11 protein-coding genes and 2 pseudogenes are annotated in these 16,564 nt (G+C 58.6%); 8 read left to right on the forward strand and 5 right to left on the reverse strand.

What is annotated here, in order from left to right; translation table 11 throughout:
- Window positions 1-56 precede the first annotated feature (56 nt).
- Window positions 57-311, forward strand: a complete 255-nt coding sequence (gene ibaG, locus SOPEG_RS00865) for a BolA family iron metabolism protein IbaG (protein ID WP_025243951.1) — start codon at window positions 57-59, stop codon at window positions 309-311.
- A 51-nt stretch (window positions 312-362) separates the two neighbouring features.
- Window positions 363-1,622 carry a UDP-N-acetylglucosamine 1-carboxyvinyltransferase gene (gene murA, locus SOPEG_RS00870; RefSeq protein ID WP_025243952.1) on the forward strand — a complete coding sequence of 420 codons (1,260 nt, stop codon included), beginning with the start codon at window positions 363-365 and terminating at the stop codon, window positions 1,620-1,622.
- Window positions 1,623-1,737: 115 nt separating this feature from the next.
- Here the strand turns inward: murA and degS are convergent, their stop codons facing one another.
- The 3 genes from degS to zapG form a co-directional block, all read right to left on the reverse strand.
- Window positions 1,738-2,799, reverse strand: a complete 1,062-nt coding sequence (gene degS, locus SOPEG_RS00875; protein ID WP_025243953.1) for an outer membrane-stress sensor serine endopeptidase DegS — start codon at window positions 2,797-2,799, stop codon at window positions 1,738-1,740.
- Window positions 2,800-2,885: 86 nt separating this feature from the next.
- Window positions 2,886-4,256, reverse strand: coding sequence for a serine endoprotease DegQ (gene degQ / locus SOPEG_RS00880; protein WP_025243954.1), 1,371 nt, complete (start codon window positions 4,254-4,256; stop codon window positions 2,886-2,888).
- A gap of 145 nt (window positions 4,257-4,401) precedes the next feature.
- A complete protein-coding gene (gene zapG, locus SOPEG_RS00885) occupies window positions 4,402-4,806 on the reverse strand; it encodes a Z-ring associated protein ZapG (RefSeq protein ID WP_025243955.1) in 405 nt (134 codons plus the stop codon).
- A 210-nt stretch (window positions 4,807-5,016) separates the two neighbouring features.
- Between zapG and zapE the strand changes: the two genes are divergently transcribed.
- The 5 genes from zapE (at window position 5,017) to sspB (ending at window position 8,658) form a co-directional block, all read left to right on the forward strand.
- Window positions 5,017-6,156: a cell division protein ZapE gene (zapE, locus tag SOPEG_RS00890; RefSeq protein WP_025243956.1), complete on the forward strand. Its 1,140-nt coding sequence runs from the start codon at window positions 5,017-5,019 to the stop codon at window positions 6,154-6,156.
- A 211-nt stretch (window positions 6,157-6,367) separates the two neighbouring features.
- The gene (gene rplM / locus SOPEG_RS00895; protein ID WP_011410080.1) at window positions 6,368-6,796 is read left to right on the forward strand and encodes a 50S ribosomal protein L13; all 429 of its coding nucleotides are present in this window, start codon (window positions 6,368-6,370) and stop codon (window positions 6,794-6,796) included.
- A gap of 15 nt (window positions 6,797-6,811) precedes the next feature.
- Window positions 6,812-7,204: a 30S ribosomal protein S9 gene (rpsI, locus tag SOPEG_RS00900; RefSeq protein ID WP_011410081.1), complete on the forward strand. Its 393-nt coding sequence runs from the start codon at window positions 6,812-6,814 to the stop codon at window positions 7,202-7,204.
- Window positions 7,205-7,532: 328 nt separating this feature from the next.
- Entirely contained in the window at window positions 7,533-8,174 is a 642-nt protein-coding gene (gene sspA, locus SOPEG_RS00905) for a stringent starvation protein SspA (RefSeq protein ID WP_025243957.1), read from the forward strand.
- A 4-nt stretch (window positions 8,175-8,178) separates the two neighbouring features.
- Entirely contained in the window at window positions 8,179-8,658 is a 480-nt protein-coding gene (gene sspB / locus SOPEG_RS00910; RefSeq protein WP_025243958.1) for a ClpXP protease specificity-enhancing factor, read from the forward strand.
- A gap of 164 nt (window positions 8,659-8,822) precedes the next feature.
- On the opposite strand, the gene SOPEG_RS00915 is transcribed toward sspB, so the two are convergent.
- Together SOPEG_RS00915 and gltB are read right to left on the reverse strand one after the other, a co-directional pair.
- Window positions 8,823-10,241, reverse strand: coding sequence for an FAD-dependent oxidoreductase (locus SOPEG_RS00915; protein ID WP_025243959.1), 1,419 nt, complete (start codon window positions 10,239-10,241; stop codon window positions 8,823-8,825).
- A 10-nt stretch (window positions 10,242-10,251) separates the two neighbouring features.
- Window positions 10,252-14,708, reverse strand: a pseudogene (gene gltB, locus SOPEG_RS00920) (glutamate synthase large subunit).
- 692 nt (window positions 14,709-15,400) lie between these two features.
- Between gltB and mnmL the strand changes: the two are divergent.
- A pseudogene (gene mnmL, locus SOPEG_RS00925) lies at window positions 15,401-16,343 on the forward strand (tRNA modification radical SAM protein MnmL/YtqA).
- Window positions 16,344-16,564 lie beyond the last annotated feature (221 nt).

A 16,564-nucleotide genomic window follows, 5' to 3' on the forward strand; every position in this document is an offset into this window, starting at 1 on the left:
GGCGGTTTCCTCTAAGATAGCGGTCTGATTCCCGACCCTGCAAAGTAAAACGTTATATGGAAACGAGTGAAATCAAAGCGGTGCTGATGGAAGCCTTGAAGCTGGACGAAGCCCACGTAAGCGGCGACGGTAGCCATTTTCAGGTTATTGCGGTCAGCGCGCAGTTCACCGGCATGAGCCGGGTGAAAAAACAGCAGACGATTTATGCGCCGCTGATGGAATATATTTCAGACAACCGCATCCACGCCTTATCGATCAAAGCCTACACCCCCGAAGAGTGGCAGCGCGATCGCAAGCTGAACGGTTTTTAAATGTTGACCCTGGCGGGCAACAGTCTTCCCGTTAAATAGAGAGCAGTCGTAATGGATAAATTTCGTGTCCAGGGTCCTACCCGGTTAAGCGGCGAGGTCACCATTTCGGGGGCCAAAAATGCCGCGTTACCGATTTTATTCGTCGCGTTGCTGGCGGAAGAGCCGGTTGAGATCCAAAACGTCCCCAAGCTGAAAGATATCGACACCACCATGAAACTGCTGGGCCAGCTCGGCGCCAGAGTTGAACGCAATGGTTCGGTGCATGTGGACGCCAGCGGCGTTAACGTTTATTGCGCGCCCTATGAGCTGGTGAAGACCATGCGCGCGTCGATTTGGGCGCTGGGGCCGCTGGTGGCGCGTTTCGGCCAGGGGCAGGTATCCTTGCCGGGTGGCTGCACCATCGGCGCGCGCCCCGTGGATCTGCATATCAGCGGCCTGGAGCAACTGGGCGCCACCATTAAGCTGGAAGAGGGTTACGTCAAAGCCTCCATGGACGGCCGTCTGCGCGGGGCGCATATCGTCATGGACAAAGTCAGCGTCGGCGCCACAGTCACGATCATGAGCGCCGCGACGTTGGCGACCGGCACCACCATTATTGAAAACGCCGCCCGCGAGCCGGAGATTGTCGATACCGCCAATTTCCTTATCACGCTGGGCGCGAAAATCAGCGGCGCCGGTACCGATAAAATTACCGTCGAAGGGGTTAAGCGCCTCGGCGGCGGCGTCTATCGCGTACTGTCCGATCGCATCGAAACCGGCACCTTCCTGGTCGCGGCGGCTATATCCCGCGGTCGCGTGGTCTGCCACGCCACGCGTCCCGATACGCTGGATGCCGTACTGGCCAAATTGCGAGAAGCGGGCGCGGATATTGCCGTCGGCGACGACTGGATCAGCCTGGATATGCACGGCCAGCGTCCGAAAGCGGTTACGGTGCGCACCGCCCCCCATCCCGGCTTCCCCACCGATATGCAGGCGCAGTTCAGTTTGCTGAATTTGGTGGCCGACGGCACGGGGGTGATTACCGAAACCATTTTTGAAAACCGTTTCATGCACGTCCCTGAACTGATTCGGATGGGAGCGCATGCGGAAATCGAAAGCAACACCGTGATCTGCCACGGCGTCGCGACGCTGTCGGGCGCACAGGTCATGGCGACCGACCTGCGCGCTTCCGCCAGCCTGGTGCTGGCCGGCTGTATCGCCGAGGGGGTGACGGTGGTGGATCGTATTTATCATATCGATCGCGGTTATGATTGTATCGAGGAAAAGCTGCGGCGTATGGGTGCCAATATCGAACGGATCAGCGGCGAGTAGTCAACCGCCGCGCCCGGCCGCAGTGTTCGCTGGAGCGCTTTGGGTGATTGGCGTGTTGCTCGTCGGTGTCGCCTCTGCGGCGGCTAGCGCGTTATGGCGGGGCGCGCACGGCGCTTTAGTTTGAGGCGGGATATTCCTGAATGGTGACCTCGACAGTCAATTTTTTGCCGTTGCGCAAGATCTCTACCGGAATACGCGATCCGGGACGAATTTCCGCCACCTGATCCATCGTTTCGATCGCGGAAATGGCTGGCTTATGGTTGACGCTCAGGATCACATCTTCCACCTGAATACCGGCCTGCGCCGCCGGGCCGCCCGGCGTCACTTCGTTGACGATGATGCCTTGAATGCGATCGAGGCCGCCGCCGTTGTGCATCGATGCTACTTCACGGCCGCCGATACCGATATAGCCGCGGATCACCCGACCATCGCGAATCAGCTTGTTCATCACCTTGGTGGCCAGCGCGGTCGGAATCGCGAAACCGATACCTTCCGGCGTTTCGCCGTTATTGCTCTTATCAAACGATAGAGTATTGATGCCCACCAGCTCGCCAAGCGTGTTGATCAGCGCGCCGCCGGAATTGCCGTGGTTAATGGAGGCGTCGGTTTGCAGGAAATTCTGCCGCCCGGACGGGCTCAAACCGATGCGGCCGGTGGCGCTAATAATGCCTTGGGTAATCGTCTGCCCCAGATTGTAGGGATTGCCAATCGCCATCACCACATCGCCGATATGGGGCTGGCGGTCGGGATTGATGGAGATCACCGGCAGGTTGTTGGCGTCGATTTTCAGCACCGCCAGATCGGTCAGACTGTCCGAACCGACCAGCAGCGCCTCGTACACCCGCCCGTCCTGCAGCGCGACGATAATTTGCTCGGCGTCGTTGATGACATGTTTGTTGGTCAGCAGGTAGCCTTTCTGGTTCATAATGACGCCGGAGCCCAGCGTGCGGATTTCCAACTGGTTATGGGCGCTGCTGTTCATGCTGCGGTTATACACGTAGACCACCGCCGGCGCGGCGCACCCCCTGATTATAACTGACGGGCTCCTCGCTATCGCTATATTATCGGCACGATGCAGCAACTGGCCGGTGGTGGAGCGAAGCGTGGGCACCAGCGCCAGCAATAGGGCTGCGACAATGAAACCGATAATGACGGCACGTAACAACTTGAGGAGCATGGGACTCGCAGGGGTAGTGGAAAATAGCGGCAGGATAACATGAGTTAAACGGACACCGCAGCGCCGGCGTCCGTTTTTTTAATCCCTTAGCGCAGTAACAGGAAAATACTCGCGTCGCCGCGCACGATATTTAGCGCCATGACCGCCGGTTTGGCTTCCAACACTTTGCGCAGTTGTGCCAGGCTCTGTACCCGTTCGCGGTTCAGGCCCACGATCACATCGCCTTTCTGCAGGCCGATCGCGGCGGCGGGGGAATCTTTCACGACATCCTCTACCTGAACGCCCTTGGTGCCGTCTTTCAACTGACCATTGCTCAGAGAAGTCCCCTGCAGCGCCGGAGTGAGGATCTCTTCGCTGGTGGTGGCGGAGGCGCTGTCATCCAGGACCACCGACGCCGTTTGCGGCTTGCCGTTGCGCAGCAGGCCAAGTTTGACGGTTTTACCGGGGGCGGTCGTGCCGACTTTCACCCGCAGTTCGGCGAAACTCTGAATCGGCTTGTTTTCCACCGAGACGATGATATCGCCGGCTTTGATACCGGCCTTGGCCGCGGCGGAATTCGGCAACACTTCTCTGATGAACGCGCCGCGCTGGGCGTCGATGTTAAAGGCTTTTGCGATATCGGCGGTCAGCTCGGTGCCCTTAATGCCCAACTGGCCGCGTTTGACTTCGCCATATTCAATCAGTTGCTGACTCAGGTTTTTGACGATGTTGCTGGGGATGGCGAAACCGATGCCGATATTGCCGCCCCCCGGCGCCAGAATGGCGGTGTTGATGCCGATAAGCTCACCGTTGAGGTTAACCAGCGCGCCGCCGGAATTGCCGCGGTTGATGGAGGCATCGGTCTGAATGAAGTTCTCCAGGCCCTCCAAATTCAGGCCGCTGCGGCCCAGGGCGGATACGATACCGGACGTGACGGTCTGGCCGAGGCCGAACGGGTTGCCCACCGCGACCGCGAAATCGCCGACCTTAAGGACGTCGGAGTCGGCCATGGTCACCTCGCTGAGGTTTTTCGGGGAGGGCAACTGCAGCAGCGCCAGATCGGTCTGCTCGTCGTGCCCTACCAGCTTGGCGTCGAATTCGCGACCGTCATTGAGCTGCACTTTGATCTTGTCCGCGCCGTTGACCACATGATTGTTGGTGATCACATAACCCTTCGCGGCGTTGATGATGACCCCTGATCCCAGCCCTTCAAACGGACGCGTTCCGCCGTTGCCGCCCGGGGTGTCGGGACCGAAGAAGTATTTGAATTCCTTGGGCAGAGTGGGACGCCGGACGGGCTGGGAGCCTTCAACATGGACGCTTACCACCGCCGGCAGGACTTTGGTCAGCATCGGCGCCAGGCTGGGCATGGACTGCCCCGCCACTTCGGCCGGCAGCGCCGCCCGGGGCGCCAAAAAAGGGAGTAGGCTCAGCCCGATACTGAGCGCCAATGCGCTGAATAGAGGTGTTGTTTTCATTGTAACGTTAACTCGCTCGTTTTCGTATCAGATACCCTGGTTCAGGCACCCGGTGACGGTAGCATAATCGCCATTATGACCCTGCCGGGTACGGAAAGTTCAGCCGGGGCGCGCGTCGACGCCGGCAAAACGCGGGCTGGCGGCGCTATTTGCGCAAGCCGCGCGTGGTGCGCAGCAAGCCGCTGGCGCTTTCCGGGTAATCCCGCGGCTGCATTTCCGCCGGGATTTGATCGTTGTCCGCTTCCGCTTCGGTCAGACGATAGCGGAACGGGTTATCTTCGCGGCGCTGGTCCGGCAGCAGGCTATTGGAGCTTTTGGCCATATGCTGATACAGCTGACGGTAATCGTCGGCCATATTGTCCAACAATTCGGCGCTGCGGGCGAAATGGCTGGTCAGCTCTTCGCGATACTCGTCCAGCTCGGCTTTACTCTTCTCCAGCTCGTGTTGAAGCGTTTGCTGCTGACGCAGTTTACGATTACCGAACCGCATGGCGACCGCACCGATGATAATGCCCACCACCAATCCAATCAGCGCATATTCCCAGGTCATAATGACTCCTATTTTTGACTTCGTTGTCCCGTAGGGTTTAATACACAGTTAGCTTCACTATAACCGGTAACGCGCCATCAGTGGAACCGGAGAGTGTGACGACGGGTTACCGGCCGGGACGCGGGGCTATTGTGTTCGACCGCGCCGCTGTTTAGGATGTGCGGCACGCGCTTTTTTACCTTTCATTTTCATTCAGGGAACGTCAGCCACATGCAAGCCACTTCGCCGTTGTCCCTTTATCAGCAGATGCTGGCGCAAGGGGAATACCAGCCCGATGACGTCCAGGCCGCCGCCATTGCCCGCCTGGACCGGATCCATCAGCAGTTGGGCGCGGCGCAAAACACCGCCGCCAGCGCCCCCTCGGGCCTGTTACGCCTGCTGGGCAAAAAATGGCTTGGCAAGGGTGAGCGCGCAACGGACGAGCCGGTCCAGGGTTTATATATGTGGGGCGGAGTAGGCAGAGGCAAGACCTGGCTGATGGATTTATTTTATCGCAGCCTGCCCGGCGAGCGTAAACTGCGGCTGCATTTCCACCGCTTTATGCTGCGGGTGCATGAAGAGATGACCCGTCTCCAGGGCCATCAGGATCCGCTGGAGATCATCGCCGACGGCTTCAAAGCCGAGACCGACGTGCTCTGCTTTGATGAATTCTTCGTGACCGATATTACCGACGCGATGCTGCTGGGTACCCTGATGCAGGCGCTGTTTGCCCGCGGCATTACGCTTGTGGCCACCTCCAATATTCCGCTGGACGATCTTTACCGCAACGGGTTACAGCGCGCGCGTTTCCTGCCGGCCATAGAACTTATCAAACGCCATTGCGAAGTGATGAATGTCGATGCCGGCATCGATTACCGGCTGCGCACCTTGACGCAGGCCAATTTGTGGCTCAGCCCCCTCGGCGGCGAGACGGACCGGGCGATGGCGCGGATGTTCAGCGCCCTGGCGGGGAAACATCTCGCGCTTGAGGGCGAGGCCCCGGCGCTGGAAATCAATCATCGGCCGCTGCCGACCCTGGGCGTGACCGACGGGGTGGTGGCGCTGGATTTCGCCGAGCTGTGCGGCGGCGCGCGCAGTCAAAACGACTATATCGTGCTCTCCGAGCGCTTTCATAGCGTCCTGCTGCACAATGTGCGGCCGATGAGCAGCGACGAGGAAAATACCACCCGACGATTTTTGGCGCTGGTGGATGAGTTCTACGAGCGCCACGTCAAGCTGGTGGTCGCCGCCAGCGTGCCGATGGCGGCGCTCTATCAGGGGCAGCTGCTGCGCTTCGAGTACCAGCGCTACTTGTCGCGTTTGCAGGAAATGCAGAGCGAGGAGTATCTCCGGTTGGCGCATCAGCCCTGATGACGTAAAAAAGGGTCGATCTTTGCGGATGACTTCTCTATAATCTTGCGGCCCCACGTTACATTGAGGTTTTTTCCCAAAACTTCAATCGCGCCAGCAACGGCTACTGAAGGGGTAGGTTTGCTGGACTGAAAGCTGTGTGAGCCTCATAACTGTTCATTGAAGCGTTTGGGTGTTCACCAAAGTGAAACTTAAATTGAGTAAGCTTTTAATGAAAACTTTTACAGCAAAGCCGGAAACGGTCAAACGTGACTGGTATGTTGTCGACGCCGAAGGGAAAACCCTTGGCCGTCTTGCTACCGAACTGGCTCGTCGTCTGCGCGGCAAGCATAAAGCGGAATATACGCCGCATGTGGATACCGGTGATTATCTCATTGTTCTGAACGCTGACAAAGTGGCCGTTACCGGCAACAAGCGTAACGATAAGATCTACTATCACTACACCGGTCACGTCGGTGGTATCAAACAAGCGACCTTTGAAGAGATGATTGCCCGCCGCCCTGAGCGTGTGATTGAAATCGCGGTTAAAGGCATGCTGCCAAAAGGCCCGCTGGGTCGTGCTATGTTCCGTAAACTGAAAGTTTACGCCGGTACCGAGCACAACCACGCGGCACAGCAACCGCAAGTTCTGGACATTTAATCGAGATTATAGGCAATGGCTGAAAATCAATATTACGGCACTGGTCGCCGCAAAAGCTCTTCCGCTCGCGTCTTCGTTAAGGCGGGCAGCGGCAACATCGTTATTAATCAGCGTAGTCTGGATCAGTACTTCGGTCGCGAAACCGCCCGCATGGTCGTTCGCCAACCGCTGGAGCTGGTCGACATGGTGGGCAAACTGGATCTGTACATCACCGTTAAAGGTGGCGGCATCTCCGGTCAGGCAGGCGCCATTCGCCACGGTATCACCCGTGCGCTGATGGAATATGACGAAACGCTGCGCGCCGATCTGCGCAAAGCCGGTTTTGTTACCCGTGACGCCCGTCAGGTTGAACGTAAGAAAGTCGGTCTGCGTAAAGCACGCCGTCGTCCGCAGTTCTCCAAACGTTAATTTCGCAGTATTCACTGCCACAAAAAGCCCGGACCCGTCCGGGTTTTTTTTATTTATTGCGTCCTGACCCGCCTGGAATATCAACCGCAGCCAGTTATTCACGCTGATTTGCCATATCGTGCCCCACAAAACAGGCAAAATCTGATAAACTAGCCAACGCTTATATTATATGCCTGTTTACTTGTCTGGCGTTTTGTCAACCGGCTGCAAGCTTTCCGGTTCCGGTTGCAGCGGGCAAAGTGGCTACGGGTCAACGGCGGACAAATCAGGAAAATAACCCTGGGTTAGGGTTATTCGCGGTATTTTCTCAATAAACTTGGAGGTTTTCATGGCTGTCGCTGCCAACAAACGTTCGGTGATGACGCTGTTTTCCGGCACGACCGACATTTTCAGCCATCAAGTGCGCATCGTGCTGGCGGAAAAAGGGGTAAGTGTCGAAATTGAGCAGGTTGAGATGGATAATCTGCCGCAGGACCTGATTGACCTTAACCCCTACCGCACTGTGCCGACGCTGGTCGATCGCGAACTGACGCTTTACGAGTCACGCATTATCATGGAATACCTGGATGAACGGTTCCCTCATCCGCCGCTGATGCCTGTTTATCCTGTAGCGCGCGGCACCAGCCGCCTGATGATGCACCGCATCGAAAACGATTGGTACACGCTGATGCGCAAAATCGAGCAAAGCAGCGGCAGCGAGGCAGATAACGTGCGTCGGCAACTGCGCGAGGAGCTGCTGGCGGTGGCGCCGGTGTTCAACGAAGCGCCGTTTTTCATGAGCGAAGAGTTCAGCCTGGTGGATTGCTACCTGACGCCGCTGCTGTGGCGTTTGCCGCAGCTGGGCATTGAACTGGCCGGCGCGGGCGCCAAAGAGCTGAAAGGGTATATGACGCGCGTATTTGAACGCGATGCCTTCCTGGCCTCGCTGACCGAAGCCGAGCGCGAAATGCGCCTACAGATCCGGGGGTAAAGGGATGGAAGTGACTCAGCTTTCGCCGCGCCGGCCTTACCTGCTGCGGGCGTTTTACGAATGGTTGCTTGATAATCAGCTGACGCCGCATCTCGTGGTGGATGTCAACGTGGATGGCGTGATGGTGCCGATGGAATTTGCCCGCGACGGGCAAATCGTGCTCAATATCGCGCCGCGCGCGGTGGCGAATCTGGCGCTGGGCAATGATGAAGTGCAATTCAACGCCCGCTTTAGCGGGGTTCCGCGTCAGGTGGTAGTGCCGATGGCGGCCGTGCTGGCGATTTACGCCCGTGAAAACGGCGCCGGCACGATGTTTGAGCCCGAAGTGGCCGACGACGACAGCGCTGAAGACCCGACCACGGAAACCGTCATGTCGGTTATCGACGGCGATCGGCCCGACAACGCGCAGGCCGATGATCCGGAAGACGAGCCGCCCACGCCGCCGCGCGGCGGTGGCCGACTTTCATTGCGCGTGGTGAAGTAATTGCCCGACGACAACGTTGCGGCGCTGCCCGCCCCAGGCCGCTGATTTGCGGCCTGATCCCGCCTTTATCAGAAACACGCCGGTTCCAAACCGCACAATAAAACGCCGTCCCGGCATTGCGGCGGGACGGCGTGTGTTTCTGACCCTAGCGTGGATGGAAGCGCTTACACTTCCAGATAATCCATGATGCCTTCGGCCGCTTTACGCCCTTCAGCAATGGCGGTGACCACCAGATCGGAGCCGCGTACCGCATCGCCGCCGGCGAAGATCTTCGGATTGCTGGTCTGGAAGGCGGCCGCGCCGTGTTCCGGCGCCATGATCCGGCCTTGGCTGTCCAGTTCAACGCTGAAATCGGCCAGCCAGCTCATGTGGTGCGGACGGAAGCCGAAGGCGACGACCACCGCATCGGCATCAAGAATATGCTCAGAGCCGGTAACGATTTCCGCGCGGCGGCGTCCGTGGGCATCCGGCGCGCTCATGGCGGTACGGACCATCTTCACGCCGCAGGTCCGGCCCTCGGCGTCCACTTCGATGCTTACCGGCTGCAGATTGAACATGAACTCCACCACTTCCTCGCGCGAGTTTTTTACCTCACGGCGGGAGCCGGGCATGTTTTCCTCGTCGCGGCGATAGGCGCAGACAACCCGGCTGGCGCCGTGGCGAATGGAGGTCCGGACACAGTCCATGGCAGTATCGCCACCGCCCAGCACGACCACGCGTTTGCCGCTCATGTTGACATAGGTCGCTTCGGCGGGGTTACCGAAGCCCATCAGTTCACGGGTATTGGCGACCAGAAACGGCAACGCGTCATACACGCCCGGCGCATCTTCGTTGTCCAAACCGCCGCGCATCGATTGATAGGTGCCGACGCCCAAAAACACCGCATCGTATTCGCCGAGCAGATCGCTCAGCTGCACATCTTTACCGATTTCGGTATTCAATCGGAACTCAATGCCCATGTCGCTGAAGATTTCGCGGCGCTTTATCATCACCTCTTTTTCCAGCTTAAAGGCGGGAATGCCGAAAGTCAGCAAACCGCCGATTTCAGGATGACGGTCAAACACCACCGCCTGTACGCCGTTGAGCGCCAGCACGTCAGCGCAGGCCAGCCCCGCGGGGCCGGCGCCGACAATCGCCACCCGTTTGCCGGTGGGAACGACGTTGGCAACGCTGGGTTTCCAGCCCATTTCAATGGCTTTGTCGTTAATATAGCGTTCAATATTGCCGATAGTGACCGCGCCGAACTCGTCGTTGAGCGTGCAGGAGCCCTCGCACAACCGGTCCTGCGGGCAGACGCGCCCGCACACTTCCGGCAGACTGTTGGTCTGGTGCGAAAGTTCAGCCGCTTCGATAATGCGCCCCTCGTTGGCAAGCTTCAGCCAGTTGGGAATGTAGTTGTGGACCGGACATTTCCATTCACAGTAAGGGTTGCCGCAGGAGAGACAACGGTCCGCCTGCGCTTTGGACTGCGAGTCGGAGAACGGCTCGTAGATTTCCACAAATTCAATTTTACGCACCTTCAGCGGCTTTTTCGGTGGATCCACACGCTGTAGGTCGATAAATTGATAGACATTTTGACTCATCATTAACCTCTTACTGCGCTTGCACGCGCAATTCTGCCGCGGAGCGGCTGCGGTGGCCCAATAACGCTTTCACATCGCTCGATTTTGGCTTCACCAGCGCGAAGCGACCCGCCCAGGCCGGCCAATCGGCCAGCAGCTCCTCGCCGCGGTGGGAGCCGGTCAAATGAACGTGCTCGGTTATCAGCCCGCGCAGATGCTCTTCGTGAATGGTCAAATCCGCCACGGCCAGGACTTCCACCAGTTCTGGATTCACGCGCTTGGCAAAGTCGCCATGCTCGTCGAGGACATAGGCGAAGCCGCCGGTCATCCCTGCGCCGAAGTTGACGCCGGTACGGCCGAGCACGCAAACAATGCCGCCGGTCATGTATTCGCAGCCGTTATCGCCCACGCCTTCCACCACCGTGATGGCGCCGGAGTTACGCACCGCGAAACGTTCGCCGGCCCGCCCGGCGGCAAACAGCTTGCCGCCGGTAGCGCCATACAGGCAGGTGTTGCCGATAATGGTGGCTTCATGGCTTAAAAACGCCGAGCCGACCGGCGGACGCACCACGATGCTGCCGCCCGCCATACCTTTACCGACATAATCATTAGCATCCCCCGTCAGGGTCAGCTCCACGCCGCCGGCGTTCCAGACGCCGAAACTTTGGCCGGCGGTGCCGGTAAAGTGGGCTTTAATCGGATCCGCGGACAGGCCCTGATCGCCGTGAACGTCGGCGATGGCGCCCGACAGCGATGCGCCCACCGAACGATCGGTGTTGTGAATATCGAAGTAGAACGTCTTGCTTTGGCGCGCGTCCACATACGGCATCGCCTGCTGCAGTAGGGTTTTATTCATTGCTCCCGGGTCAAACGGCGGATTGCGCTCCTCGGTGCAATACAGCGCCTTGCCCGGATGGGGCTGCGCGGTGGCGAGCAGCGGCGCGAGATCCAGCTTATTCTGCCGGGCGGTTATCCCGTCAAGCTCGCAAAGCAGATCGGTGCGGCCTATCAAATCCACCAGGCGGGTCACGCTCAGCTCCGCCATGATTTCGCGCGTTTCCTGCGCGATAAATTGAAAATAATTCGTCACGCGTTCCGGCAGGCCGTGGTAATGATCGCGGCGTAGTTTTTCGTCCTGGGTCGCGACGCCGGTGGCGCAGTTGTTAAGGTGGTAGATGCGCAGATATTTGCAGCCGAGCGCCACCATCGGGCCGGTCCCGAAGCCAAAGCTTTCGGCGCCGAGGATCGCCGCCTTAATGATGTCCTGGCCGGTTTTGAGCCCGCCGTCCACCTGTAGGTGAATTTTATGGCGCAGCCCGTTGGCCACCAGCGCCTGCTGGGTTTCCACCAGGCCCAATTCCCAGGGCGAGCCGGCGTATTTCACCGAGGACAGCGGGCTGGCGCCGATGCCGCCGTCATAACCGGCAATGGTTATCAAATCCGCATAGGCTTTGGCCACGCCGGTGGCGATGGTGCCGACGCCCGGCTCGGACACCAGCTTGACCGAAATCAGCGCCTTGGCGTTTACCTGCTTGAGATCGAAAATCAGCTGTGCCAGGTCTTCTATCGAGTAGATATCATGATGCGGCGGCGGCGAAATCAACGTGACGCCGGATACCGAATAGCGCAGGCGCGCGATATACGGCGTGACCTTGTCGCCAGGCAGTTGGCCGCCCTCTCCGGGCTTGGCGCCTTGTGCCACCTTAATCTGGATGACGTCGGCATTGACCAGATAGGCCGGCGTGACCCCGAAGCGCCCGGACGCGACCTGTTTGATGCGCGAGACTTTATCGGTGCGGTAACGGGCGGGATCTTCACCCCCCTCGCCGGAGTTGGAGAAACCGCCCAGCCCGTTCATGGCCTGGGCCAGCGACTCGTGGGCCTCCGGGCTGAGTGCGCCGATGGACATCGCGGCGGTGTCGAACCGTTTAAATAGCGCTTCGGCCGGCTCCACCTGATCCAATGCGACCGCTTGGCCGTTGGGCTTCAGTTGCAGCAAATCCCGCAGCGTCGCGACCGGACGCTGGTTGACCAGATCGGCATACTGACGATAATCCTGCCTATCGCCGCTCCGTACCGCCTGTTGCAGGGTGTGCACCACATCAGGATTGTAGGCGTGATATTCGCCACCGTGGACGTATTTCAACAGCCCGCACTGATCGAGGGCTTTGCGTTTCAGCCAGGCCCGTTTCGACAGGTTCAGTAAATCCAGCTCGAAATCTCTAAAGCTGGCGCCGCCAATGCGGCTGACCACGCCCTGGAAGCACAGATCGGTCAGATCGCGATGCAGACCTACCGCTTCAAACAGCTTCGAGCAGCGGTACGAGGCGACGGTTGAAATGCCCATTTTGGACATGATCTTGTACAGCCCCTTGTTGATGCTATTGCGGAAGTTCAGCATCACCGTACGATAATCTTTCTCGATGGTGCCGTTATCCACCATCCCGGCCAGACTTTCATAGGCCAGGAACGGATAGATAGCGGTGGCGCCGAAGCCCAGCAGCACCGCAAAGTGGTGCGGATCGCGGGCGCTGGCGGTTTCAACAATCAAGTTGGCGTCGCAGCGCAGGTTCTTTTCCACAAGGCGGGTATGGATGGCCCCCACCGCCATCGGCGCCGGCACCGATATGCGGCCCGGCGCGATAGCGCGGTCGGTCAGCACCAGCAGCACCGTGCCCTGGCGCACCATGTCTTCCGCCCGATCGCACAAGCCTAAGAGCGTGTCGTGCAGGCTCGCCTGCGTCGGCTCAAAGGTGATATCCAGCTTGTTGGCGCGATAGTGATCCCCCGCCTGCGTCGTGAGCTGGGTAAAGTCGGAATAGAGTAAGATGGGCGATTTGAACGCCAAACGGTACGCTTGACCTTCCGCTTCGCTAAACACGTTCATTTCGCGGCCGATACAGGTGGCCAGCGACATCACGTGGGCCTCGCGCAACGAGTCGATAGGCGGGTTGGTCACCTGGGCGAACTGCTGGCGGAAATAGTCATAAATCACCCGCGGCCGGCTGGAAAGCACGGCGAACGGCGTATCGTCGCCCATCGACCCGGTGGCTTCCTGGCCGTTTTCCCCCAGCACGCGCACGATGGCGTCCAGCTCTTCAAAAGTATAACCGAACTGTTTTTGATAGCTGCTGAGCAAATCATTATCCAGCGCGCGGAACCCCACCTGATCGTCCGGCAGATCCTCAAACGGCGTGAGGCGGCGCACGTTGCGCTCCATTCACTCTTTATAGGGATGGCGGCTTTTGAGATCGTTATCGGTTTCCGCCGAGTGCAGAATGCGCCCGCTGGTGGTGTCTATTACCATCAGTTCGCCGGGGCCGACGCGGCCTTTTTCCACGACTTCGTCGGGCTGGTAGTCCCATATACCGATCTCGGAGGCGCAGGTGATGAGCTTATCGGTGGTAATGACATAGCGCGCCGGGCGCAGGCCGTTACGATCCAGGTTACAGGCGGCGAAGCGGCCATCGGACATCACCAGACCGGCCGGGCCGTCCCAGGGCTCCATATGCATCGAGTTAAAGTCGAAGAAGGCTCGCAGCTCGGGATCCATATTCGGGTTGTTCTGCCAGGCGGGCGGCACCAACAGGCGCATGGCGCGGATGAGATCCATCCCGCCGCTTAAAAACAGCTCCAGCATATTATCCAGCGAACTGGAGTCCGAGCCGGTTTCATTGACGAACGGCGCGGCATCTTGCAAATCGGGGATCAGCGGCGTTTTCAGCTTGTAGGCGCGCGCGCCCACTGCCGGTTACCGGTAATAGTATTGATTTCACCGTTATGGGCCAAGTAGCGGAACGGTTGGGCCAGCGGCCAGCGCGGCACGGTGTTGGTTGAAAAGCGCTGATGGAATAGGCAGATGGCCGATTCCAGCCGCAAATCCGCCAGGTCGAGATAAAAGCACGGCAGGTCCGCCGGCATGCAGAGGCCTTTATACACGGTCACCAAATTGGACAGGCTACAGACGTAGAAACTGTCGTCGGTGACGCGCTTTTCAATACGGCGACGCGCCACATACAGGCGGCGCTCCATATCGCGCGGGCGCCAGCCGGCGGGGGCGTTAACGAAAATTTGTTCGATACGCGGCAGTGAAGACAGCGCAATATCGCCCAATACGTCGGCGTTGATGGGGACGTCACGCCAGCCGGCGATGGACAGCGTCTCGTTTTGCATCTCGTCTTCGACGATGCGGCGGCTGGCGCGGGCTTCCTCTTCATCCTGGCTCAGGAACATCATGCCGACGGCGTAGTTTTTCGCCAGCCGCCAGCCGCGCTCCTGCGCCACCATATGATAGAAGCGATCGGTTTTTTGCAAAAGCAGCCCGCAGCCGTCGCCGGTCTTGCCGTCGACCAGGATCGCGCCACGATGCTGCATACGGGCCAGCGCATGAATGGCGGTGCGCACGACCTTATGGCTGGGCTCGCCCTCTATATGGGCAATCAGGCCGAAGCCGCAGTTGTCCTTCTCGTGCGTAGAATCGTACAACATATCGTGAACCTCCCCAGGCTCCTGCTAACTCACACAACCTGCTGCGAGGAGGCGAATCGGTATGGAACGGCAGCGGATGGCAGGATGAAACCATTTCTGCGCTCTGCTGTCCCGCTCTCACTCAATACCTCTCGTGGCGGTCTGACACTGATAAACGACTAGTATTAAGAAGGAGTCTTCAATAACTGCATAAATATGACGAGTCGTTGCCCCGTCAGGATTTCTTCCAGCGGCCTTCCAAATTAACGATATTCACCACGCAGGTCAAATATCCATGTAAAGGACGGTGATAAAAGAAATTTATGGATTAACTATTTGAAAGATAATAATAAAGTGTGATTTTTATCCCGTTAATGAGGCGTCGGCGAGGGGCCTGGGTATTGCGCTGTCTCACTGTAGTGCAGCGCCGCTATCTCTGCACCATGCTAGTGCGGGGCGCTTTGGTAGCACGTTATTCTGTCATCGCCATTTTCTGTGACGGATGCCACTGTTTTTCAGGATTAGTGCGCATTTGAATGAATCACAGGGGCGGAATAAAAATTATTAATCCCCAGGAAAGTGCTTCAATTTTCGATTGTAATGCATATTTATGCCATTGAAAGAGGACGGTCAGGGTATTTGATCGCGGTCAGCATTTGAGGGCGGGGAAAAGCGTAAGCTTCAGGGCGACGGAAACACCGGATCCATAGCCTATGCAGTTACAGAAATTAGTCAATATGTTTGGCAACGATCTCCAGCGCCGCTACGGCGAGAAGATCCATAAACTCAGCCTACACGGCGGTTTTAGCTGCCCCAATCGCGACGGCACACGGGGACGGGGAGGCTGCACCTTTTGCAATGTCGAGGCGTTCAGCGATCCGCAGCGGCAATATTCTCCTATCGCCGAACAGCTGGCCGGCCAGGCCGCGGGGTGGATCGCGCCAAACGCTATCTCGCCTACTTCCAGGCCTATACCAGTACTTATGCAGAAGTGCGGGTTTTGGACAGCCTGTATCAACAAGCGCTTAGCCAAGGGAATATCGCCGGCTTATGTGTCGGCACTCGACCCGATTGCGTGCCGCTGTCGGTGCTGGATCTGCTGGCCGAGTATCAGGACAAGGGCTATGAAATCTGGCTGGAGTTGGGTTTACAGAGCGCGCAGGATAAAACCCTACGGCGCATCAACCGCGGCCATGATTTTGCCTGTTACCAGCGCACCGTTGCCCTGGCGCTGGAGCGAGGACTGAAAGTGTGCACTCACATTATTATTGGTTTGCCCGGCGAGGACGCGACGGCGTGCCTCGACACCCTCAGCAAAGTCATAGCTGAGGGCGTGGTGGGTCTAAAATTGCATCCGCTGCATATCGTTGACGGCAGCGTATTGGCCCGCGCCTGGCGGGCGGGCAGGTTGACGACGCTGACGCTGGCGGCCTATGCCGCCATCGCCGGCGAAATGATTCTCCATACCCCCCCCCTGACATTATCTTTCATCGTGTATCCGCCAATGCTCATCGTTCCCTACTGCTCGCGTCACAATGGTGCGCAAATCGTTGGGACGGCATGCTGGCCGTGTACCACTATCTACAGGAACAAGGACCGAAGGGCAGCGCCATCGGCACACCTTGGCGGCTCCCCGCCGCCGAAGAGAGTTTGTGATCGCTTACTCCTTTTGTGCGCATTTACCGGCCAGCCCACGCGCGCGGCGATATTGCCGATTGGGCACCGCCCTCCACCACCGCGCTTTGACGCCGCAGCGCGAGCCATACCGGCATCACACCACAGATCGACGCCAGGCCTGAACGGGAGACGGCGCATGCGCCGAGACCGCCCCCCTTGCCGCCATTTTGATCCCACTCGCGTTTTCAACATCTCCGGCG

Source organism: Candidatus Sodalis pierantonius str. SOPE (genome assembly GCF_000517405.1).
Taxonomy (GTDB): Bacteria; Pseudomonadota; Gammaproteobacteria; order Enterobacterales; family Enterobacteriaceae; genus Sodalis_C; species Sodalis_C pierantonii.

What these genes read in the sequence shown, in the direction of transcription:
- ibaG (WP_025243951.1), top strand. Translation starts at nt 57, where the DNA reads ATGGAAACGAGTGAAATCAAAGCGGTGCTGATGGAAGCCTTGAAGCTG.
- murA (WP_025243952.1), top strand. Translation starts at nt 363, where the DNA reads ATGGATAAATTTCGTGTCCAGGGTCCTACCCGGTTAAGCGGCGAGGTC.
- degQ (WP_025243954.1), bottom strand. Translation starts at nt 4,256, where the DNA reads ATGAAAACAACACCTCTATTCAGCGCATTGGCGCTCAGTATCGGGCTG.
- sspA (WP_025243957.1), top strand. Translation starts at nt 7,533, where the DNA reads ATGGCTGTCGCTGCCAACAAACGTTCGGTGATGACGCTGTTTTCCGGC.
- zapE (WP_025243956.1), top strand. Translation starts at nt 5,017, where the DNA reads ATGCAAGCCACTTCGCCGTTGTCCCTTTATCAGCAGATGCTGGCGCAA.
- rpsI (WP_011410081.1), top strand. Translation starts at nt 6,812, where the DNA reads ATGGCTGAAAATCAATATTACGGCACTGGTCGCCGCAAAAGCTCTTCC.
- SOPEG_RS00915 (WP_025243959.1), bottom strand. Translation starts at nt 10,241, where the DNA reads ATGAGTCAAAATGTCTATCAATTTATCGACCTACAGCGTGTGGATCCA.
- degS (WP_025243953.1), bottom strand. Translation starts at nt 2,799, where the DNA reads ATGCTCCTCAAGTTGTTACGTGCCGTCATTATCGGTTTCATTGTCGCA.
- rplM (WP_011410080.1), top strand. Translation starts at nt 6,368, where the DNA reads ATGAAAACTTTTACAGCAAAGCCGGAAACGGTCAAACGTGACTGGTAT.
- sspB (WP_025243958.1), top strand. Translation starts at nt 8,179, where the DNA reads ATGGAAGTGACTCAGCTTTCGCCGCGCCGGCCTTACCTGCTGCGGGCG.
- zapG (WP_025243955.1), bottom strand. Translation starts at nt 4,806, where the DNA reads ATGACCTGGGAATATGCGCTGATTGGATTGGTGGTGGGCATTATCATC.